This window comes from Psychrobacter proteolyticus (genome assembly GCF_039762275.1).
GTDB classification, from domain to species: Bacteria; Pseudomonadota; Gammaproteobacteria; order Pseudomonadales; family Moraxellaceae; genus Psychrobacter; species Psychrobacter proteolyticus_C.
In genome coordinates this window covers 90,183-112,169 of sequence record NZ_JBDLOB010000006.1, presented here as the reverse complement: position 1 = coordinate 112,169, position 21,987 = coordinate 90,183, and the positions used below count along the sequence as shown (strand labels likewise).

At 42.9% G+C, this 21,987-nt stretch carries 20 protein-coding genes; 6 read left to right on the top strand and 14 right to left on the bottom strand.

Features of this window, described 5'->3' with window-relative positions:
• The first annotated feature begins 7 nt into the window (after window positions 1–7).
• The 4 genes from urtE to ABFV72_RS10460 all read left to right on the top strand — a co-directional run bounded on the left by urtE (window position 8) and on the right by ABFV72_RS10460 (window position 3,550).
• Window positions 8–706 carry an urea ABC transporter ATP-binding subunit UrtE gene (gene urtE, locus ABFV72_RS10475; protein ID WP_347163570.1) on the top strand — a complete coding sequence of 233 codons (699 nt, stop codon included), beginning with the start codon at window positions 8–10 and terminating at the stop codon, window positions 704–706.
• A 304-nt stretch (window positions 707–1,010) separates the two neighbouring features.
• On the top strand, window positions 1,011–1,895 hold the full coding sequence (gene lgt / locus ABFV72_RS10470) for a prolipoprotein diacylglyceryl transferase (protein ID WP_057761969.1): 885 nt from the start codon (window positions 1,011–1,013) through the stop codon (window positions 1,893–1,895).
• A gap of 148 nt (window positions 1,896–2,043) precedes the next feature.
• Entirely contained in the window at window positions 2,044–2,913 is an 870-nt protein-coding gene (locus tag ABFV72_RS10465; RefSeq protein WP_347163568.1) for a thymidylate synthase, read from the top strand.
• A 64-nt stretch (window positions 2,914–2,977) separates the two neighbouring features.
• Complete coding sequence (locus ABFV72_RS10460; RefSeq protein WP_347163567.1) at window positions 2,978–3,550, top strand: dihydrofolate reductase; 573 nt, start codon at window positions 2,978–2,980, stop codon at window positions 3,548–3,550.
• Between the two features lie 133 nt (window positions 3,551–3,683).
• Here ABFV72_RS10460 and uvrC read toward each other — a convergent pair whose 3' ends face one another.
• Window positions 3,684–5,528, bottom strand: coding sequence for an excinuclease ABC subunit UvrC (gene uvrC / locus ABFV72_RS10455; protein ID WP_160022103.1), 1,845 nt, complete (start codon window positions 5,526–5,528; stop codon window positions 3,684–3,686).
• Between the two features lie 151 nt (window positions 5,529–5,679).
• Window positions 5,680–7,203, bottom strand: coding sequence for a DUF3360 family protein (locus ABFV72_RS10450; RefSeq protein WP_347163565.1), 1,524 nt, complete (start codon window positions 7,201–7,203; stop codon window positions 5,680–5,682).
• 512 nt (window positions 7,204–7,715) lie between these two features.
• Here ABFV72_RS10450 and ABFV72_RS10445 point away from each other — a divergent pair.
• Window positions 7,716–8,276 (top strand): DUF4442 domain-containing protein, encoded by a 561-nt coding sequence (locus ABFV72_RS10445; protein ID WP_296210096.1) that lies wholly within the window; start codon window positions 7,716–7,718, stop codon window positions 8,274–8,276.
• A gap of 252 nt (window positions 8,277–8,528) precedes the next feature.
• On the opposite strand, the gene rplS is transcribed toward ABFV72_RS10445, so the two are convergent.
• From rplS to rpsP, 4 genes are all read right to left on the bottom strand, one after another.
• Window positions 8,529–8,951, bottom strand: a complete 423-nt coding sequence (gene rplS, locus ABFV72_RS10440; RefSeq protein ID WP_057761981.1) for a 50S ribosomal protein L19 — start codon at window positions 8,949–8,951, stop codon at window positions 8,529–8,531.
• 205 nt (window positions 8,952–9,156) lie between these two features.
• Window positions 9,157–9,921: a tRNA (guanosine(37)-N1)-methyltransferase TrmD gene (trmD, locus tag ABFV72_RS10435; protein ID WP_102092093.1), complete on the bottom strand. Its 765-nt coding sequence runs from the start codon at window positions 9,919–9,921 to the stop codon at window positions 9,157–9,159.
• 77 nt (window positions 9,922–9,998) lie between these two features.
• Window positions 9,999–10,532: a ribosome maturation factor RimM gene (gene rimM, locus ABFV72_RS10430; protein ID WP_101205950.1), complete on the bottom strand. Its 534-nt coding sequence runs from the start codon at window positions 10,530–10,532 to the stop codon at window positions 9,999–10,001.
• A 165-nt stretch (window positions 10,533–10,697) separates the two neighbouring features.
• A complete protein-coding gene (gene rpsP, locus ABFV72_RS10425; RefSeq protein WP_021812802.1) occupies window positions 10,698–10,967 on the bottom strand; it encodes a 30S ribosomal protein S16 in 270 nt (89 codons plus the stop codon).
• 426 nt (window positions 10,968–11,393) lie between these two features.
• On the opposite strand from rpsP, the gene ABFV72_RS10420 reads away from it, so the two are divergent.
• Entirely contained in the window at window positions 11,394–12,869 is a 1,476-nt protein-coding gene (locus tag ABFV72_RS10420) for an ATP-binding protein (RefSeq protein WP_347163562.1), read from the top strand.
• Window positions 12,870–12,907: 38 nt separating this feature from the next.
• On the opposite strand, the gene ABFV72_RS10415 is transcribed toward ABFV72_RS10420, so the two are convergent.
• From ABFV72_RS10415 to ABFV72_RS10380, 8 genes are all read right to left on the bottom strand, one after another.
• Window positions 12,908–13,087, bottom strand: a complete 180-nt coding sequence (locus tag ABFV72_RS10415) for a hypothetical protein (protein WP_057761990.1) — start codon at window positions 13,085–13,087, stop codon at window positions 12,908–12,910.
• Between the two features lie 191 nt (window positions 13,088–13,278).
• Window positions 13,279–14,976 (bottom strand): ATP-binding protein, encoded by a 1,698-nt coding sequence (locus tag ABFV72_RS10410; protein WP_347163561.1) that lies wholly within the window; start codon window positions 14,974–14,976, stop codon window positions 13,279–13,281.
• Between the two features lie 329 nt (window positions 14,977–15,305).
• Window positions 15,306–16,022: a response regulator gene (locus ABFV72_RS10405; protein ID WP_057761994.1), complete on the bottom strand. Its 717-nt coding sequence runs from the start codon at window positions 16,020–16,022 to the stop codon at window positions 15,306–15,308.
• 600 nt (window positions 16,023–16,622) lie between these two features.
• Window positions 16,623–17,039 carry a F0F1 ATP synthase subunit epsilon gene (locus ABFV72_RS10400; protein WP_347163560.1) on the bottom strand — a complete coding sequence of 139 codons (417 nt, stop codon included), beginning with the start codon at window positions 17,037–17,039 and terminating at the stop codon, window positions 16,623–16,625.
• Between the two features lie 114 nt (window positions 17,040–17,153).
• Window positions 17,154–18,587, bottom strand: coding sequence for a F0F1 ATP synthase subunit beta (atpD, locus tag ABFV72_RS10395; protein WP_057761998.1), 1,434 nt, complete (start codon window positions 18,585–18,587; stop codon window positions 17,154–17,156).
• Window positions 18,588–18,625: 38 nt separating this feature from the next.
• On the bottom strand, window positions 18,626–19,507 hold the full coding sequence (atpG, locus tag ABFV72_RS10390) for a F0F1 ATP synthase subunit gamma (protein ID WP_347163559.1): 882 nt from the start codon (window positions 19,505–19,507) through the stop codon (window positions 18,626–18,628).
• 216 nt (window positions 19,508–19,723) lie between these two features.
• Entirely contained in the window at window positions 19,724–21,268 is a 1,545-nt protein-coding gene (gene atpA / locus ABFV72_RS10385; protein ID WP_057762002.1) for a F0F1 ATP synthase subunit alpha, read from the bottom strand.
• Window positions 21,269–21,361: 93 nt separating this feature from the next.
• Window positions 21,362–21,985 carry a F0F1 ATP synthase subunit delta gene (locus tag ABFV72_RS10380; RefSeq protein ID WP_057762004.1) on the bottom strand — a complete coding sequence of 208 codons (624 nt, stop codon included), beginning with the start codon at window positions 21,983–21,985 and terminating at the stop codon, window positions 21,362–21,364.
• Window positions 21,986–21,987: the final 2 nt, after the last annotated feature.

The window sequence follows — 21,987 nt, the reverse complement described above, 5'->3', positions numbered from 1 at the left end:
GACAGCCATGTTACAAGTTAACGATATCAATCAATATTACGGCGGCAGCCATATTTTACGAGACGTCTCGCTTACAGCCCCCATCGGCGAATGCAGTGTAGTACTTGGTCGTAATGGCGTGGGCAAAACCACCTTACTTAAGTGCCTGATGGGGATACTACCGATTAAATCAGGAGAGATTTTGCTCAATGATAAAGACATCAGCAAGATGTCTCCCGAGCAACGTGTCCGAGCTGGGCTGGCTTATGTACCGCAAGGACGCGATATTTTTTCGACACTGACGGTCGAAGAAAATATTTTGATCGGCATGGCCAAGTTTTCACGCAGTAAGGCCAAACACGTACCCAAACATTTATACGATATTTTCCCCGTACTCGATGAGATGAAACATCGCCGCGGTGGTGATCTGTCTGGTGGTCAGCAGCAGCAGCTTGCTATCGCCCGCGCCCTAGCCTCCGAGCCGACTGTATTAATTTTGGACGAGCCAACTGAAGGTATTCAGCCCTCTATCATCAAAGATATTGGCCGCGTCCTGCGTGACTTAGCTGACAAAGGTGACATGGCCATTGTACTGGTTGAGCAATTCTATGAATTCGCCGAAGAGCTTGCTGACAATTACACGGTACTATCACGTGGTAAGGTAGTGTCACAAGGCGCAGGTGACACGATGGTCGAAAATAACGTACAAGATTTGGTCGCCATCTAATTCCTTTTAATAATAGATGTAATAGTACAACTTGGTAGTGAAAGTTGAATAATGCTAAAAATGGCATTTTTATCCCAAGCTGCTAGCTACCAAGATTACATATCATCACGAAAACACTCCTTAATTAAAGTCACTTTTTTCACCTCACTTCTTATTTTTTTGACTCTTAGCCTATACATTCTGTACCATCTCAAAAACTCAAATTACTCATACACTCTGATTGGCACCAGAGCAATTATGTATGCCCAGCCAACGAAATTTGCTATTATAGTCAGCATTTTATTATCAATATTATGATGCCCTTATGATGATTCATCCTCAGTACGATCCTGTAGCATTAGCAGTTGGGCCTGTCGAAGTCCATTGGTATGGGCTGATGTATTTGTTGGCATTTGCCGCAGCCTACGGACTGGCATGGTATCGCAGTACTAAGCGTGAAGGCTGGACGACCGATATGGTCTCAGACCTAGTGTTTTTTGGCGCACTTGGTGTGATATTAGGTGGCCGTGTCGGCTATGTATTGTTTTATCAGTTCGGTGAGCTACTCCAAAACCCTGCCTATCTGTTCAAGGTCTGGGAAGGCGGTATGTCATTCCATGGTGGCCTGATTGGTGTCATGTTGGGTATGCTGTATTTTGCCCGCAAATATAAAAAGACACCTTTCCAAGTGCTCGATTTTGTCGTTCCCTGTGTACCAACTGGTTTATTGTTCGGACGTATTGGTAACTACATCAATGCCGAGCTATGGGGCCGCGTCTCTGACGGTGGCTACAACTGGTTGACCTACTTCCCGCAGGCCGCTAGTGTTGATATGCAGCAGCTACAAGCCAATCCTGCGCTGCAAGACCTTATGACTGAAGTCAATGGTCAGTACCTGTTGCCTCGTCACCCGTCGCAACTGTATGAAGCCCTTGCAGAAGGTCTCCTGTTGTTTCTATTCTTGTGGTGGTACTCATCAAAGCCCCGTCCTCGTATGGCAGTGACTGGTGTCTTTATGCTTGGTTATGGCTTTAGCCGCTTTATCATTGAGTTCTTCCGCCAGCCAGACATCGACCAAGGATTCATCTTGCTAGGTTGGATGACCAAAGGTCAGATACTAAGCGCCCCAATGATAATTATCGGTCTATTCTTGATCGGTTACGCTTACAAACGCGGCATCTACGACTGGGGTAAGCAAGCTGCTTATTAAGCCTACCTTTTTGTGATAAAGGTTTAGGACTTAAAATAGGGTAAGCTGTCAAAACACCTACTCTAGTAATACTTTCAATAATGACAGTGTATATATCGACTACCCATTTAGCCTGTATGCGCTGTCAGTAGTAACTAAAGAGCATTTTATGATCAATGGCACCCAAAGTAATAACGAGCAAGGCTATTTAGATTTGCTACGCCACGTTCTCGACAATGGTACTGAAAAAGGCGATCGTACTGGTACTGGTACGCTTAGCCATTTCGGCGCACAGCTACGCTTTGACTTAGCAGATGGCTTTCCATTGCTAACTACCAAAAAAGTTCACTTTAAATCTATTGCTTATGAGCTATTATGGTTTTTAAGTGGCAGCACTCATGTTGACTATCTACAACAGAATAACGTTCGTATTTGGAATGAGTGGGCGACAGCTGAACAGACAGCACGCTTTAACAGACCTGCTGGCGATTTGGGTCCTATCTATGGTCATCAATGGCGTAACTATGGCGCGACCAAAAATGAAGATGCCAGTTATAACGCTGATGGCGTCGATCAAATCGCACAAGTCGTTGAACAGATAAAGAACAATCCGAATTCGCGCCGTTTGATTGTTTCAGGCTGGAATCCAGGTGAGGCAGAGCAAGTAGCCCTACCACCATGTCATACGTTATTTCAGTTCTTTGTCGCAGATAATAAGCTGTCATGCCAGCTGTATCAACGTTCTGCTGACTTATTCCTAGGCGTGCCTTTTAACATTGCGAGCTATGCGCTATTGACTCATATGATCGCGCAGGTATGTGATCTGGAAGTTGGAGAGTTTGTTTGGACGGGTGGCGATTGTCATATTTACCAAAACCACCGTGAACAGGCCGAGCTACAGTTAACACGCTCGCTATATAAACTGCCGACATTGTCTTTGAACCCTGAAGTAAAAGACATATTTGCATTTGAGTACGAAGACATTAGCGTCAATGACTATGAGTCGCACCCTGCTATCAAAGCCAAAGTTGCCGTATAAAGTTAGTCTGGTTAACTACGCCAAATAAGAGCAAAATTTAAGAATATAATAAAAAGGATATATTATGAGCTATGCCCATACCGAAGTTGCCCAAATCGCTGCTATTAGTAGCAATTGCTGTATCGGCAAAAACAATGAGCTACCGTGGCATATCTCAGCAGATTTGCAACATTTCAAAAGCATGACGACCAAAGAAAACGATAGTAAGATTCAAGGTATCGTAATTATGGGTCGTAAGACATTTGAGTCAATGGGTAGTAAACCATTACCTAAGCGTGTGAGCTTCATTGTCACGACACAGATGGACTATGCTGAAACAAAAGGTCTTGCAGATAGCAGCAATGCTTATGTAGTACACAACTTAGATGACGCACTGACACAAGCAGCTAGCCTGGCTCATGGCGCGCATCTCGATACGATTTGGGTGATTGGCGGTGAGCGAGTATTTAGTGACGCTTTGATGTACACCGACCGTATTGAGCTGACTCATGTAGATACTGATATTGCAGACGGCGATGCATTTTACCCTGAGTTGCCAGAACGCTTTAAAGTAGCAGACGAATCTGAGCAAATGCACGATGAAAAAAGCGATTTAAGCTTTAAATTTACCACTTATAAAGTAGAAACTGATAAGTAGTAAAAGCTTATTAAAAAAGGGGCAGTCTTGGATAAGTAAAATTATCTAAGACTGCCCCTTTTTTTGTTTAATCTCCACACAGCTTTATTTATAGACAATCAATAAAAACTGATGCTTGATACTATCTAATCCATTACTCATGCAATACTTTATACACCGTTTTTGCGAGTACTGGTCCGATACCTTGTACACCTGCCAACTCCTGCTGTGAAGCGCCAAGCAGCTGCTGCATACCACCAAAGTGATTGAGTAAGTCACGACGACGTTTTTCACCCAGTCCTGGTATCACCTCTAGCACTGATGACGAGCGACGCTTATCGCGTTTTTTACGGTGAGCGGTAATCGCAAAACGATGCGCCTCATCACGAATATGCATCAGCAAGTGCAATGCTTTGCTATCCATCGGTAGATCTAACGGTTCGTGATCGATAAAGTGCAATACCTCAAGCCCAGCCTTACGCCCTTCCCCTTTTGCCACACTGATGAGCAAGGTGTCGCCAAGAATACCTAACTCAGTTAATACTTCTTTGGCAATACCAAGCTGACCTTTACCACCATCAACCAATAGCAAATCCGGCAACGGCTGCTTCTTATAACGTCTGGTCAGCACTTGTTTCATCGCCGCATAATCATCGCCACCTTGGATATCATGGATAGCATACTGACGGTAATCGCGACGGCGCGAGCCACCTTGGTCAAACACCACGCAGCTACCAATGGTCGCTTCACCCATCGTATGTGAGATATCAAAACATTCAATGCGATCAATCGTCCGATCGGTGACAGTCGCCAATACGTCTTTTAGTGCGCCAAAGCGTGCATGCAGCTCTAAATAATCGCCAAGCTTGGTTTTTAATGCATTACTGGTATTCAATGTGGCTAAGTCCAGCCACTCTGAACGGTGTTCGCGTACATTGGTCTTGATGACTACTTTATTACCAAAGTGCGTTGCCAATGCTTCACTCACTGCCACCTGATCTGGTATCTGATGGCTCAATATGATTTCAGCTGGCAGATCATCGGTCACTTGGAAATAAAATGATGTAATAAAAGCTGATAAATTGTCTGCTAACGACTCACTACTATCCACATCTGGGAAATAGTTTTTTCCACCTAGTACACGGCCGCCACGTACCGTCAGCACGTTCACACAGGTCATGCCAGCTTGACTGGCAATCGCAATAACATCTGCCTCACCTTGTACGGTATAAACCGCTTGCCTTGCTTGTACTTCACGTAACATGGACAGTTGATCTCGATAAAATACCGCCTTTTCAAAATCTAACGCTTCAGCTGACGCTTCCATCTTTTCAATCAGCGTACTATGGATATCGCTAGAATCTCCCTTTAAAAAACGAATGGTATTATTCACATCTTCTGCGTACTCTTCTGGCGATACCAAACCGACACAAGGCGCACGACAACGTTTAATCTGATACTCAAGGCAAGGACGCTGACGCTGCTTAAAAAAGGTGTTAGTACATTGACGCATTTGAAACATCTTTTGCATCAATACCAACGTTTCTTTTGCCGCATGTGCAGAGGGAAACGGGCCAAAGAATCGACCCTTTTGATGATTGCCTTTGCCGCGACCGTAGGCCAAACGTGGATAAGGCTTATCGGCTGAGATAAACACATAAAGATAGGATTTATCATCACGCAGCAGCACGTTATAGGGCGGACGATGCTCCTTGATTAGATTCTGTTCAAGCAACAGCGCTTCGGTCTCACTACGCGTAATAATAGTCTCAATATTATGAATCCGCGCCACTAGCGCCCGTGTCTTTGGATGATCAATCGTCTTGGCAAAATAGCTATTTACCCTGCTTTTTAGCGACTTAGCTTTACCAACGTATAATATATCGCCGTTCTTGCCCAGCATCTTATACACCCCTGGCAAGTTAGGCAGGCGTTTAATCAGATGCTTAAGACGGGCTTTTTTATCATCGACAGGACTCGATTCTGAGACATTAACCATAGAATTTATTGCTCTTAAAAACCTTAGTAATACTGCTAGTTATGGGGCGGGAGTCATTGTTTTACAAGCCAATTATTATCGCAGCGCTACCCATAAAAAAGCCAGCTTTCGCCGGCTTAGTTTGTTCTATTATCGTTTATGTAACAACCTACTAATGGCGGAAATTTGCCATTAATGCTGGGATACCCGGCAGCATACCAACGATAGCCATCACGCCTGTCAGTACCACAAACATAATACCCGGTATGATCCAGCGGCTCATTTTAGTCAAATTCGCACTACGTTCTTTAGAGCCAATCAGTCCCAAGTTATCAAGCAACAACGTGAGCGACCAACCAAAGGCTGGGTTAACCAATGCCGACGCGAATACCACGATAGCAGCAGACTGCGTGGTTTTACCTTCACGCGTCATCTCCATACCAGCTTCTAGCAATGGAATAAATACCCCGACAATCAAGGCTACACACATCACTGGCTGCCAAATGGCCAAATCCATCGGATAGCCCCAAACCCCTGCAATGATACAGAATAGAGCTGTCAGTAAAGCTCCGGCAGGAATTGGACGTTTAGCAATCGCCGCAGGAACAATATACGTTCCCCAAGATGACGCAAAGTTGGCACCGCCTAATACAGAGCCGACTACCTGACGAAATGAAGCACTGGTCATGGTGTCATCAATATCCATAAGCACTTTTTCAGTACGTTTGGGATAGCTGATTTTTTGGAATACCTGATGGCCTAAGAAATCTGGCGACCACATTGCCACGGCCAAAATAGCAAACGGCAGTACTACAATGAAGCTTTCAATCGTCGGCAGACCTAACATCCAACCTGTGTTTTCGCCCCACCAATACATTGGATTCATGTTTGGTAGACCTGGCGCTGTTTTGAACTCAAAAGGTGCACCCAATGCAAATGCAAGACCACCACCCAACACACAGCTTAGCGGAACCGCGAGCCAGCGTTTTTGCCAATGCTCAAGCAGTGCATACAGCAGGATAGTCGCCAGAATAATAAAGAAAGCAATATGCGACATACCAATCCCTTCGGCCCAAGCAAAGAGATTTTTGACCTGTGACGTCGTTCCGATAAAGCCCAAGTAAATCAAGAGGCCACCGCACACACCTTTACTGGTCAAATTAGCCAGCAGACTCCCCCCTTTACTAATCGCGAGGAGCAGACCAAAAGCACCAATAAGCAGACCAAAGGCCATCGGGTGCCCACCAGCTGCTACCACAATAGGAATCAAAGGAATAAGTGGGCCGTGAGTACCAGCGAGGTTGGCCGTCGGCAGTAGAAAGCCCGAAAATAAAATAATAAAGAAGGAGACGATCAATAGCTCGTAGCGCACGTTTTCTAAGACAAACGCATCACCTAAGCCGAGTGGACCTGCAAAGGTTGCTGCAATGGCGCCCACCATAACGACTTTACCGATGGTCGCGGCCATTGCTGGAATAGTATCTTCGTATTCAAAACGGTAATCACGGAATGGTAAATTAGGACGCCAGCGTTTCGGCTGCATGATTTGTAATTCATGGTTTAAATAAGCATCACGACTGTCGAAACTAGAACTGGGCTTATGCAAATCTACATAACTGCCTTGTACTTGACTGTCGTGGTTTACGTTCGAGGTCGGCGTATTAGACCCTGAAGAGGGGGTCTGAGGGTTACTCATCACATTTCCTTGTGTCGATTACGTCTTTGATTGACTACACACGCTCTGCTCTAATGTCATAGACCAAAGCGCCTATTACAAACTGCGAACTATTGTATGCCAAGACTTGATGAAATGCGAACCTAAAACCATTTAAAGATACTATGTATCTCATTATAATATATAAACTAAAGTTTCTATTTGAGACAAAATTGACCTTAATAGAAAACCATGAGGAAAAAATCTTTCTGTTATAGACTTTGAATTAGAATAAACGACCGTTTTATTGATAATGATTTACATCTAGGTGGATTTTTATCACATAGATGAATAGCAAAGATAGTTATAATAAATAACGATTGCTATCTATAAGTGGGCATAAATATGTCATTTTGGTTACGCTTTAGAGCTAGCAGGCTAAGTACTTTTTAATTATGATAAATACTTTTTATCGATTTATTTCTCAGTGATACTGTTTAAAACCGCATTATTGGTACAATCAAAAAATTAAAAAAAGGCAACAGGACAAGTTTATGAGCGTATTACCTACCAACCTTGAGACTTTGAAACGTCGGGCCAAGCAAAGCATCATGCCATTGCTGACACCGCATCTATTGAAGCTGCGCCTTAATACTTATGCACCATATATTGGCGCAGGTATCAAAATCGATCATATCAGCCTCGATCAGGGTTTGTGCGTAGTCAGCATGGGACTAAACACTCTGAACAAAAATATCGTCGGTACTCAGTTCGGTGGTAGCTTATATTCGATGGTTGACCCTTTTTATATGCTCATGCTGATGCATCAACTGGGTAGCAATTATGTGGTGTGGGACAAAAGCTCACATATTGATTTTATTGCGCCTGGCAATAGTAAAGTCACTGCACGCATGAAAATACCTAGCTCTGAAATCATTACGATTCAAGAGCTGGCAAAAGAAGGTGAAGCGGTATTCCGTGAGTATAAAGTCGATATCGTTGATGAGCAGCAAAAGCTAATCGCGACCGTTACCAAGACTTTATACATTAGACTGCGCAAATACAGTAAGTCCAAAGAGCAAGTCAACCGCATCGATACATTTGATGCTCAATAAACTTTAGCCTATAACTGGCACTATTAGAGCTGATAACTGATAACTGATAACTGATAACTGATAAAACTTAAATTATTAATGCTATACATACAAAAACCCCAATCTAGCTTTCGCATAGATTGGGGTTTCGTCTTTTTTGGTATGGCCCGCTTATTTATAAATAAACCTATGAATAAGGGCTTGTATCTACTATTACCTTGTCTTGAGCCAATTCTAAAATTATAGGACTAACTCAAAACGGCAAACTTGTGCTTAGATACCAGGTGCAGTATCAACTGCATCAGGTACGCCAGCGTCAGTTTTTTTCTTAGCAACTGGACGAGCACCAAGTTTTTCGCGGATACGTGCTGATTTACCAGAGCGCTCACGTAAGTAGTATAGTTTCGCACGGCGAACAGCACCGCGACGTTTCACTTCGATGCTCTCGATGATTGGTGAATGCAATTGGAATGCACGCTCAACGCCAACGCCGCTTGAGATTTTACGTACGGTAAACGCTGAGTTTAGACCGCGGTTACGCTTAGCAATTACAACGCCTTCAAAAGCCTGTAAACGCTCACGCTCACCTTCACGTACTTTTACTTGTACCACAACGGTATCGCCGGGTGCAAAGCTTGGGCGCTCAAGCAATTGAGCGTTTTCGATGACCTGAACCAATGGATGCTTGTTGCTCATGAGAGTTATCTCCTCACATTAGATAATAGAGGCTTGACGCATATCACCTGTTTGTAATAATTAATCGCATCTCTTTATAGTGAGACACAACGTAAATGGGTTATAACCAACGGCCACTATGCTATGACTCGTTTTATTATTGCTCAAAATTCTGTTTCTTAACTGTTTATCAAACTTGCTAACGATAAAGTTAGATTTTAAAAACCTACTTTTTATCTGCTTTGGCCAATGCTTTCAACCACTTTGCTTGCTCTACCGTTGGAGTAAACGCTTGCCATAAGTCTGGACGACGCGTTTGCGTACGACTGACTTGCTGACTAAAACGCCACTTAGCGATATTGGCATGGTGACCTGAAAGTAACACCTCAGGAACCGCCATACCTGCAAACTCATGCGGCTTAGTATAGTGTGGACAGTCAAGCAAGCCATCGACAAAAGAGTCTTGCTCCGCTGACTTGTCATCACCCATGATATCGGGCAGACGACGTATCACACTATCCATCAGCACCATTGCTGGCAACTCGCCACCAGTCAACACGTAATCACCTAACGATACTTCCATATCGACATATTGTGATAGTAAACGCTCGTCAATACCTTCATAACGACCGCATAATAAAATCATGCCATCGTAATCAGTCATATTAACTACGCTACTCTCACTAAGCGTTTGCCCTTGCGGTGACATATAAATCACCGGACAGTGCTCACTATCGACACGGCAACCATGTTGACTGGCACGCAATCGTGCATCCTCAATGGCTTTCGATAATGGTTCAGCCATCATCACCATCCCAGGACCACCCCCATAAGGGCGCTCATCAATACGGCGATAGTTATCGGTGGTATAATCACGTGGATTAATGCATTCAATCGTAACTTGCTCTTGAGTCACTGCTCGGCCCGTGATTCCAAATTCACGAATCGTGGCAAACATCTCAGGAAAAATACTAATTACGGCAAAATACATCTGATGTCTACTTGCGTTAAGGCTAAAACAATCGGTGTAAGTACTAACAACATCTGACTAAAAAGCCAGAAACGCTATTAGTAATCACTTGGCCATGCCACAAGCACTGTTTTTTCAGTCATATTGACTTCTATCACAGTTTGCTTATGCCATGGAATCAGGCGTTCTTCATTGTCCAAACTGTCTGAATTTGCCGTTACACGCATGATGTCATGGGCACCGGTTTCAAACATTTCAGTGATATTACCTAGATACTCATCCTGCTCGTTCATCACGCGCAGACTGACCAAATCCGACCAATAATATTCGTCTTCAGCTGTTTCAGGTAGGACGTTTTGTTCGACCCAAACGGTAACACCGTTCATAGTCTCAGCAACATTACGATCAGGAATCTGCTCAAATTGAGCCACAATTCCTGTTCCTTGCTCACGCCAAGCCTTCACAGTCAAAGGTTTCATGCCAGTAGCAGTTTTCATCCACCACGGCTTCATGTCGAATATTGCTGTACGGTCATCCGTATCACTGAATACCCAAAGCCAGCCTTTAATGCCGTAAGGCTTCTTAAGCTGACCAATTTTCATAAGGGCACTAGCGTTTGGAACAGATGACATAGCAGCTAACCTAACAATGATTAAAACAGCAATTGCAAAAACAATTGCGTCAAAAGCGATAAACAGTTAATGGCGCACCCTGGTCAGACCAGTTACGCTATGTATTCTAAAGTCTACTGAGTCATGTCATAGTTTTGCTACGAACGTCTCAGTAACAACCAAAACTTAAGCAGTTGCTTCAGTTTGAGCTGCAGACTTGTTGTAAGCTTTTGCTAATGAAGCAACGCGATCTGAAGGTTGTGCACCTTTTGCGATCCACGCATTGTACGCTTCCATGTTTAGGCGTACTGCTTCTTCAGACTCTTTAGCGAGTGGGTTAAAAAAGCCGATGTTTTCAATATAGCGACCGTCACGCGCGCGGCGTTGATCAGCAACAACTACTTGATAAAATGGGCGTTTCTTGGCACCGCCCCGTGCTAAACGAATAACAACCATGTGAATTCTCTCTTTCGCAGGTATACCAAAAAGGGCATAATTATATCACAGTCTTTATTTGTTGAAAACATAAACTGTGCATATTTAATTATTTATTAACAATAGCTTAAATGACGACCTAAGTAAAATATAACTGATGATAATGGCTTATTTTTAAAGTTTTTCTTTAGACTCTATAGATTACTATCGCTCTCTCTGAAAAATAGATGATTGTTAAATACGTCTATCCTTAAGCTTAACTTTATATCTATTCCTATGATTATCTGGCTTGTTCGTCGATTGCATACTGTATCAGTACTATTTATTGGTTATGCTATTCTATGATATATCGCTATAGATTGATGCACGGACTAGCTTTAAGGCAATCGTATTTAGAGAGCTACACGCTATATCACAATAACTTTTCTTTTACTCTGTTGGACACATATGATCTCTCCGAACCCAAAGCCGCGTCGTAAAGGTTGGCTGCCACGCTCTTATTCCAACACTTGGCTAACAACCTTAATGGTTGCCTTTATCGTGCTTATTAGTGTGAGCTTATCAATTTTGTTCTTTTGGCGTAGTCTGTATCTACCAGAGCTAAAAAACCATGCGCGTTATTTAACGAGTGAGTTGCAGCTGATCAATAGCGTTAATAAAGACTGGCAAGGTCGTCCCGAAGTACGCCAATGGATTTACCAGCACTCTCATGTCGTCGTGGTAAACAATCCGAGTGACTTTCCAGAAGTCGCTGACAAGCCATTTGTAAGCTTTTTTACTGACGTACTACAGCGTGAAATCGGTGCGCAGCTCGGTCGCCCTGTAGAGGTTTATTTTAAATTTAAGCCAACGCCGCAGCTATGGGTACAAGATAGCCGTGATGACAGTTTTTGGGTGCGTGAGCCTGTGGTTTACTATTCGCAGTATAGCCCGACATTACTGGTGCTATTTTTGATTGGCCTGCCTATCCTATCGTTACTAACGATTATTCTATTAGCGCGTCAGTTAAATCGCCCACTACGCTACCTACAACGTGCAGCTACTAACTATATTAGGCTTGGTCATGCAACCACTCTGCCAACGCAAAAAGGCCCCACAGAGATACGTCAAGTTAATATGGCGTTTAACCGACTGTTTACGACATTGAACCAAGCTCAAAAAGAGCGAACTATTATGCTCGCGGGCATCTCACACGATTTGCGTACACCGTTGACACGTATGCGCTTAACCGCAGAAATGCTACCAGATGACTTCTTTCGTGAAGGGCTGATTTACGATATTGAGGATATGGATGCTATTTTGGAGCAGTTCATCTCTTTTATGAAAGATGGTTCTGATGAGCCAGTCAGCTTGACCAATCTAGATACCATATTTAACGAAATCATGGTGCAGTTTGCACCGATGAAGTTTGTATATGAGTCAGAATGCGACAAGGTCGTTCCCGTACGTCCATTATCCATTAAGCGTCTGATTATCAACTTGGTCAATAATGCCAATCGTTATGGAAAGCCACCTATTTATTTATCGGCAACGGTTGTACCGACATTTATAGAAACTGTTGAAGACGAAGATACAGATGTGGTCAGCGAAAATGTAGTGAACAAAGAAGCACAAGAACAGTTAGTGATTTGTGTACGAGATTGCGGTGATGGCGTCGCTGACGATCAATTAGAGCGAATTATGCAACCGTTTGAACGTGGAGAGACGGCACGGACTACTCAAGGTAGCGGACTAGGTCTTGCGATTGTTGATCGTATTGCACGATTACATCATGGTACTGTTGAAGCCATCAACCACCCTGAAGGTGGGCTACAAGTATGTGTACGCATTCCCCTACTTTCTAAAGTCGCTGGAGATACTACGTTAGCGGCTGACATAGACGAAGTAACTGAGGTAGACAGTACGGTGCCAGATTCAAAATAGCGATGAGACTTCAGGTTAAATAAGTAAAGAGGTCAACGCTAGTCTTTGCTACCAATAGCCGGCGGAATATACTCAGCACTGTTAGTGAAAGCTAATGGCTGGGTAATTTCAGCCTGAGCTGTTTGTAGTGTTTGGGTCGTTGATGGCTGTTTTAAGAATAAATAATAGCCTAGCGTAATCGCATTCAACACTACCAAGCCACCAAATAAATATGGCATCCTATGCCCTCCTATGACATTGTCCAACTGTCTTAAAAATAGCGACGAGCGCGTCATCTAGCTACAAAGCGCTATCGTGTTATACCATTAAGATGCCGCTGATTGTCTTTAGTATCATGACTAATACTTACGGCCTAGTCTGATAACTTAATCTGATAGCTTGCGTTTATAATATAGCTCTATAACTTGGTTTAGTCTGACAACTTAGTATCGAAGTCGCGCTCGCTTTTCTCTTGGGTCAATTCATCAGCAGCAAGAATTTGCGTCAATGGTTTAATAGGCCATGTCATCACAAACCTTGCACCTCCTAACTCACGACTCTCGTCCACCTTCATACTACCATTAAACCAAAAGGCGATACGCGATACAATAGACAAGCCTAGACCATAACCACCTGACGCGCGTGTACGGCTGTCATCTAAGCGTGAGAATGGAATAAATACTTTTTCGCGATCTGCTTCAGGAATACCATGTCCATCATCTTCGACACTGACGAAGGCATTACCTTTTTTGACACCTGCACTAATGATAATGGTTGTTTCTGCATAGCGTAACGCATTACCTGCAAGGTTCTGAATCACACGGTGTAAGTAGCGTCTATCTGCCACTGCTGTGACTTTTGCATTTGGCAAACTGGTTACTACTTTAATAGGTTTACCTAGTGCATTGGTTTCGCGCTCGATCTGCTCTAACAGCTCTCTTAAATTTACTGGTTCTAAATCTAACTTTGGTGACCCTTCCTCAAGCTTAGCATAGGTCAAAATCTCATCAATCAAACCATTAAGCGATTCAATATCTTCATCAATATAGTCACGCTGCATAAAACGTGAGTCTTCGTCATCCGTATCAGCAAGCATATCTACTGCAAATCGAATACGAGCCACTGGCGTACGAAGCTCATGTGAAACCGCTCGGGTAAGCTCTCGCTGTGATTCAATTAAACGCTTAATATGAGAGGTCATGGCATTAAAGGTCGCTGACAAACGCGCTATTTCATCCTGACCAATAACCTGTACTTGAATATCAAGGTTACCTTGACTGACCTCATTTACACCTACCTGAATCAATTGTAGCTTACGTTCAAGCGGGAAGATGAGCGCATATACACCTAAGCTAATTAGGAACATGCTGATAAGAATCATACTAATAATTAAGTTAAGCGGGAACCAGTTAAATAACGGTATAGGCCCAATCAAAATTGCCATATCATTGATTTCAGAGGGTACTATTACCCTAATCGCAGAGTTACTCGTACTACTGTTAGTATCTTGCAACGATATAACAACTTCGTCACGGCGCAGGCGAGACATCTGATCTGAATCTAACTCAAGTGTATTGACTGCTTTGAATGCTAAAGGAAAAGAAAACTTTTTTTCCAGTTCAGCCAAACGTGCGCGCTTATCCGATAATGTCATGTGATAAGACAAATCATCTAATAAAAAGACCGCAATTGCCCTTACTTGCTGCTCGGTAACTTGAGAGATTCTCGCTGTTAACACACTTTTATTATCCGGCAAACGATAATAAACATCTGCATATACAGGCTGGTTAAAATAACGTACAACGGTATTATCATTTTTAAAACGTCGTAGCTCACTGGCGCTAAAATCTACTTCGTCGATAGGTAAGACTTTGAAAGTAGTACCAAATAAACTACTCGCATCTGACAACCAATATTCACGCTCTTCTTCGCTATTTTGGTGAGAGATTCCTTCACTCACCAAATGGAACGCCCCCATTGCCATATTTTCACGATAGGACTGCACACGCTCTTTATTGATGGTATCCATCAATAACTGCGCAAACAGTGCCACACACAAGCAGACTATAAGTAGCCCAGCATAGATACGAACAAAAATACTGTGTTTTAAAGAAGAGACTAATGACATACGTGCCGTGACCAACTTAATAAATAGAGATTGCTAATATCATCAAACATATAGGTAGTGCTATGTGGTGGATGATATCGAACATGATCGAATAGGGATAAACTTTAACTTTGACTTTTAATTACCGCATTTTAATTCATATGCAGCAATCATCCAAAGACTTATATGTATGACATATATTTAGTCAGCGTCTATAATAATGGCTTAATTAAACCACATAACACTGCATTTAAGTTTAAAAATTAAAATTTAGCCACAAAAAAACCAGCATCATTGCTGGTTTTTTCGAATAGCGATCAATAATTAATCAACCTATAGAAGCAACAATATTAGTTGCCTTCTTTTACGAATAGATAGCCTTTACTACGTACGGTCTTAATACGTTTTGGATTTTCTGGATCATCACCGATTTTTGGACGAATACGTGAGATACGTACGTCAATTGAACGATCTTGACCATCATACTCAATACCGCGTAGACGTTCAAAGATATCTTCACGAGATAGGATACGACCTGCATTAGAAGCAAGTAACCATAGTAGATCATACTCAGCACTGGTGAAATCAACCAACTCATCACCTAGGTTAACTGAACGACCACCGTTGTCGATGACTAACTCGCCAAACTCTAGACGTTGTGGCACATCTTCTGATGGTGCATTTTCTGAACGGCGTAATAGCGCACGGATACGAGCAAGCAATACACGTGGCTGAGCAGGCTTGGCAACATAATCGTCAGCACCCATTTCAAGACCCAATACCTGATCCATGTCTTCAGTACGTGCAGTCAACATCAAAATTGGATTTTGATAATGTGGGCGTACTTCACGGCATACGGTCAAACCATCGCTACCAGGTAGCATGACATCAAGTACAACCATATCTGGTTGCTCGTTGACGATACGGCGAATAGCACGATTACCATCAGTTTCAATTGCCACTTCTAAACCATTTTTGACCAAGTAATCTTGAGTCAACATGGCCAGACGCTCATCATCTTCAACAATCAAGATTCGGGGGGTGTTGTCTTCTTCATTCGTTGTCATTGTTATATCCTCTAATACATCTAATTTAAAAGCAGTAAAAGTAAGAGCGGTAAAATTAATAGCACCATATAGTGGCACAATTGATGTTCGTATAGCTGTTACAAACTTGGTAGCACAGTATACTATTAAATTATCAGCTTCCTATACTATAGCTGATAGTCGGTAACAAAACCTATAAACTACCCCTATCAAAACTTTAGTTTGCGTCCAGAAATTACGTCAATTACTTCGTTAGTACATCGCAATTTGTATTATCTATCATTTGCTAATTACCCAAACCATCGAGCCAACATTATCGCGTACAGTTACTGCTCGCTGCTTATAACACGTTATGTCTAATATAACCATATATTAACGTTGTCGCCAGTGTCTTTTTAAGAAAATTCCAATAGGTGATGATTCATTGATAATAAAAGATTTTTCCTGAAAATAGATTGGACTGCCACAAATACTATCGAAGTAATAACTATGTGTATTTACCGCAGAGCCGTTAATTTCATAATGAATAGACATAAAAAAACAGCCCATATAATGGACTGTCTTTTTATTATTACTTTTAGCGATAACTCTAAATAATTAGCTAGAGCTATCAGTAATAAATTACGCGCGGTTTTTGTACTTACGAATAGTCTGTAATTGTCCTACTGACTCTGCAAGTGAGGCCAAAGCCGCATTGGTTTGTAGCGTATCAGACTGGTTAATTAGCATTTGCTCAGCTTTTTTACGTGCTTCGACGATTTTGCTTTCGTCAAGATTGTGTGCACGCATGGCTGTATCAGCCAATACCGTAACCATCTTAGGCTGTACTTCTAGTACACCACCTGAGACGTAAATTACTTCTTCTTCACCGTTTGGTGTTTGCACTCGCATTGCACCTGGCTTTAGCAAAGTAATAAGCGGTGTGTGACCTGGCAATACACCAATCTCGCCTTCGGTACCAGTAGCTATTAACATGCTAATTTCGCCTGAATACAACTCTTCACGAGCACTTACGACGCGACATTGTAACGTTGCCATACTTAATTCCTTACCATCAAAGCGCGATCAAAAAACAGTAAAACTGCGATGCGTTACTGAAGAGTAGATACAAGGTTTATATTATATCTACTCGTTAGCTTATGCTTATACAACTTACGCTGACTTAGACTTCATTTTTTCAGCTTTAGCGACTACTTCATCGATGCTACCAGCCATGTAGAACGCCTGCTCTGGTAGGTCATCGTATTCACCAGCGATGATTGCTTTAAAGCTAGCAATGGTATCGCGTAGTGGTACGTATTTACCAGGTGCACCAGTGAAGACTTCGGCTACATGGAATGGTTGAGACAAGAAGCGCTGGATCTTACGAGCACGATAAACAACCAGTTTATCCTCTTCTGATAACTCATCCATACCCAAGATAGCGATGATGTCTTTAAGCTCTTTATAACGCTGTAGAACTTCCTGAACACCACGAGCAACGTTGTAATGATCTTCACCGATTACTTGTGGATCTAACTGACGTGATGTTGAATCCAATGGATCAACCGCAGGATAGATACCTTGTGATGCGATATCACGGCTTAGTACAACTGTTGCATCCAAGTGAGCAAACGTTGTAGCAGGTGATGGATCGGTCAAATCATCCGCAGGTACGTATACCGCCTGAACTGAAGTAATAGAGCCTGACTGAGTTGACGTAATACGTTCTTGTAGTAAGCCCATCTCTTCAGCTAGTGTTGGCTGATAACCAACTGCTGACGGCATACGACCAAGTAGTGCTGATACTTCAGTACCCGCTAGTGTATAACGGTAGATGTTATCAACAAACAATAGTACGTCACGACCTTTGCCAGTAACAGGATCTTTAGTATCACGGAAGTACTCAGCCATGGTCAAACCAGACAGTGCAACACGTAAACGGTTACCCGGTGGCTCATTCATCTGGCCATATACCATTGCTACTTTAGACTTACTGAAGTCTTCAGTGTTTACAACGCCAGCTTCCTGCATTTCGTGATAGAAATCGTTACCTTCACGAGTACGCTCACCAACACCAGCAAATACTGACAAACCTTCATGTTTTAGAGCGATGTTGTTGATCAGCTCCATCATGTTAACGGTTTTACCAACACCAGCACCACCAAACAGACCAACTTTACCACCTTTAGCGAACGGGCAAAGTAGATCAATAACTTTAATACCAGTCTCTAGTAGCTCAGTGCTGTTTGACTGATCCGCGTAGCTTGGCGCTTCACGATGGATAGACCATTTTTCGTCAGCAACAACAGGACCTTCTTCATCGATAGGACGACCAAGAACATCCATGATGCGACCTAGCGTACCAGTACCTACAGGCACAGAGATAGGTGCGCCAGTATTAGTAACAGGTAGGTTACGCTTTAAACCTTCGGTTGAACCCATTGCAATAGTACGTACAATACCGTCACCTAGCTGTTGCTGTACTTCTAGGGTAGTTTCGGTACCGTCTACTTGCAAGGCATCAAAAATTTGAGGAACTTCATTACGGTTGAACTCAACGTCAAGAACCGCGCCAATAATCTGTACAATACGACCGCTACTCATTGCGTTCTCCTTGAACTTCTATATATAGGTGTAGTCAATTATGAAACAGCAGCAGCACCGCCAACGATTTCCGAGATTTCTCGGGTAATCGCCGCTTGACGCAGCTTGTTATAAACCAACTGTAAATCGTTAATAAGGTCACCAGCATTATCTGTTGCCGCTTTCATCGCAACCATACGTGAAGACTGCTCAGAGGCAATGTTTTCCATTACCGCTTGATAAACAATCGACTCAATATAGCGACCAAGCAATTCATCAATTAACGTCTTGATGTCAGGCTCGTAGATATAATCCCAGCTAAGTTCTGTCTGTATACCACTGTCTTCATCATCAAATGACTGCTCTGGTAGAGGAACCAACTGATTGACTGTTGGTTTCTGAGTCATTGCATTGACGAATCGGTTATAGACCACATAAATACGGTCAATATTGCCGTTACTATAGTCTTCAAGCATCGCTTGAACCGGTGCATTCAATTGTTCAAACGTTGGTTTATCGCCATAATCGGTCACAGCCGACGTAACTTTACCACCAAAGTTTTTGAAGAAACTCACACCTTTGGCACCGATGACTGCAAACTCAGCTTGTACAGACTGATCTTGATAATCTTGGATACTTTTAGTTAGGGCTTTGAATAAGTTAATATTCAAACCACCCGCTAGGCCACGGTCAGAGGTAATGACAATATAGCCAACCTTATTGACTGGACGCGATACCATATACGGATGTTTGTAGTCTGATGAGGCATGCACCAAATGTGAAATAACCCGGCGCATACTATCAGCATACGGGCGACCCACATCCATGCGCTCTTGCGCACGGCGCATTTTACTTGCCGCTACCATTTGCATAGCACGAGTAATTTTCTGGGTGCTTTTAATACTGGTGACTTTGGCACGTATCTCTTTTAAGCTTGCCATAATGATTCCAATATAAGAGGGTTAAAAAGCATTGGCGCATGCGACAATCGTTTGATATACAACATCAATCCTACAGAATAACATTTTATATCTTGTGGCATTACGCGATCTAATACCGGTAATGGTTAAAACAGTGGCGCAAATATCTGGTCAGACAACGCGCCACTTTATCAGCTCTAAGCTACAGTTATAACCAATTCGGCTTAACCCGTTAAATTAATAACTGTGATTTTGTTTAAAGGTCTCTAGAGATGACTTTAAACGACCTGCGATATCATCATTGTAGTTCGCAGTGTCATCAATCTCACGCATCAATTCACTTTGCTCATCATGCATATAGCGTAGGTACGCTTCTTCAAAAGAACCAATCTTTTCGACAGGTACGTCAGCTAAGAAGCCTTCGTTTGAAGCATAGATAACGGCTGCTTGCTCAGAGATTGACATCGGCTGATACTGCTTCTGCTTCATCAATTCAGTCACACGCTCACCATGGTCAAGCTGTTCGCGAGTTGCGTCATCAAGATCTGATGCGAACTGAGCGAATGCTGCTAGTTCACGATACTGAGCTAGAGCAGTACGAATACCACCAGATAGCTTTTTGATGATCTTAGTCTGAGCAGCACCACCAACACGAGATACCGAGATACCAGCGTTTACTGCTGGACGGATACCTGAGGCGAATAAGCTAGACTCTAGGAAGATCTGACCATCAGTGATCGAAATCACGTTGGTTGGTACGAATGCAGATACGTCACCAGCTTGTGTTTCAATGATTGGTAGAGCGGTTAAAGAACCAGTTTTACCTTTCACTTCACCGTTAGTGAACTTTTCTACATAATCAGCATTTACACGTGATGCACGCTCAAGTAGACGTGAGTGTAAATAGAATACGTCACCAGGATAAGCTTCACGACCTGGCGGACGACGTAATAGTAGTGAAATCTGACGATAAGCAACTGCTTGCTTTGATAAGTCATCAAATACAATCAGTGCATCTTCGCCGCGGTCACGGAAGTATTCGCCCATCGTACAACCTGAGTACGGTGCGATATACTGAAGTGCTGCAGGCTCTGATGCTGAAGCAACCACAACAGTGGTATATTCTAGTGCACCAGTTTGCTCAAGCTTACGTACGACGTTAGCGATAGTCGAACGTTTCTGTCCGATAGCCACGTATACACATTTAATGCCTGAAGCTTTCTGTGCGATGATCGCATCGATAGCCATCGCTGTTTTACCAGTCTGACGGTCACCAATGATAAGCTCACGCTGACCACGACCAATTGGGATCATAGTATCAACGGCTTTATAACCAGTCATTACTGGTTGATCTACTGATTGACGGTCGATAACGCCTGGAGCGATCTTTTCGACTTTATCAGTCATCTTGGCATCGATAGGACCTTTGCCATCAATAGGATTACCCAAAGCATCAACAACACGGCCTAACAGCTCAGGACCTACTGGTACTTCAAGAATACGACCAGTACAATAGGCTTTTTGACCTTCTTGCAGCTTTAGGTAATCACCAAGTACTACCGCGCCAACAGAATCACGCTCTAAGTTTAGAGCCATTCCGTAGATTTCGCCTTCAAACTCAATCATTTCGCCGTACATGGCATCTTCAAGACCATGAATCTGCACGATACCGTCAGATACTTTGACAATCGTGCCTTCATTCTTTGCAGTTGCACCCGCATCAAGGTCTTGAATACGCTGCTTAATCAGGTTACTGATTTCCGCTGGATTCAATTGTTGCATTGCCTTGTTTCCTTTAATTTATGATAACCCGCCCACTGACTTAATTGCTCTTATAATCATACAGTCAATATTTGACTGTATTGATGATTGGCATTAGGCAGTTAGCTGTGTTTTTAACTGTTGTAACTTGCCGCGCATCGAATCATCAATGACTTTGTCACCGACTTTGATTGTAGCGCCTGCCAATAGACTTGGATCAACTGATTCGTGAATCACTACACTAGCATTTAGCGAGGCAGCAAGACGCGTTTGTAGCGTTTGACGCTGTTCATCAGTCAATGGGTAGGCAGAGGTCACATATGCGTCAAGCTGCTTTAAGCTTATTGCCTTGTGACGGCGATAATGCTCATAAACTTCAGGAAGCAGCGCCAGACGCTCTTGTTCTGATAACTGTTTAACGAAGTTACTAAGTGCTACTGATACCTTTGGATAGCTTACGTTACTGTCAAGGCTAGTCCCTTGAGCTTCGCTTAATAACTGCTTAAAAGCAGAATCATTAGCGCTAGCTACTTGCGTATCATAAAGATCGACCAAAGCAGCTGACTTATGCTCAGCAGAAACAGCTGGATTGTCTAGCCAAGTACTGAACGACTTGTCATTGACAACAGTGCTAGCAACAAGTAAGAAGTTTTCCCACTCGTTGACTGCGCCGTTTTCGTTGGCATAGTCAAACGCGGCTTTAGCGTACGGTCGTGCTAAGGTTGATAAGTCAGCCATTA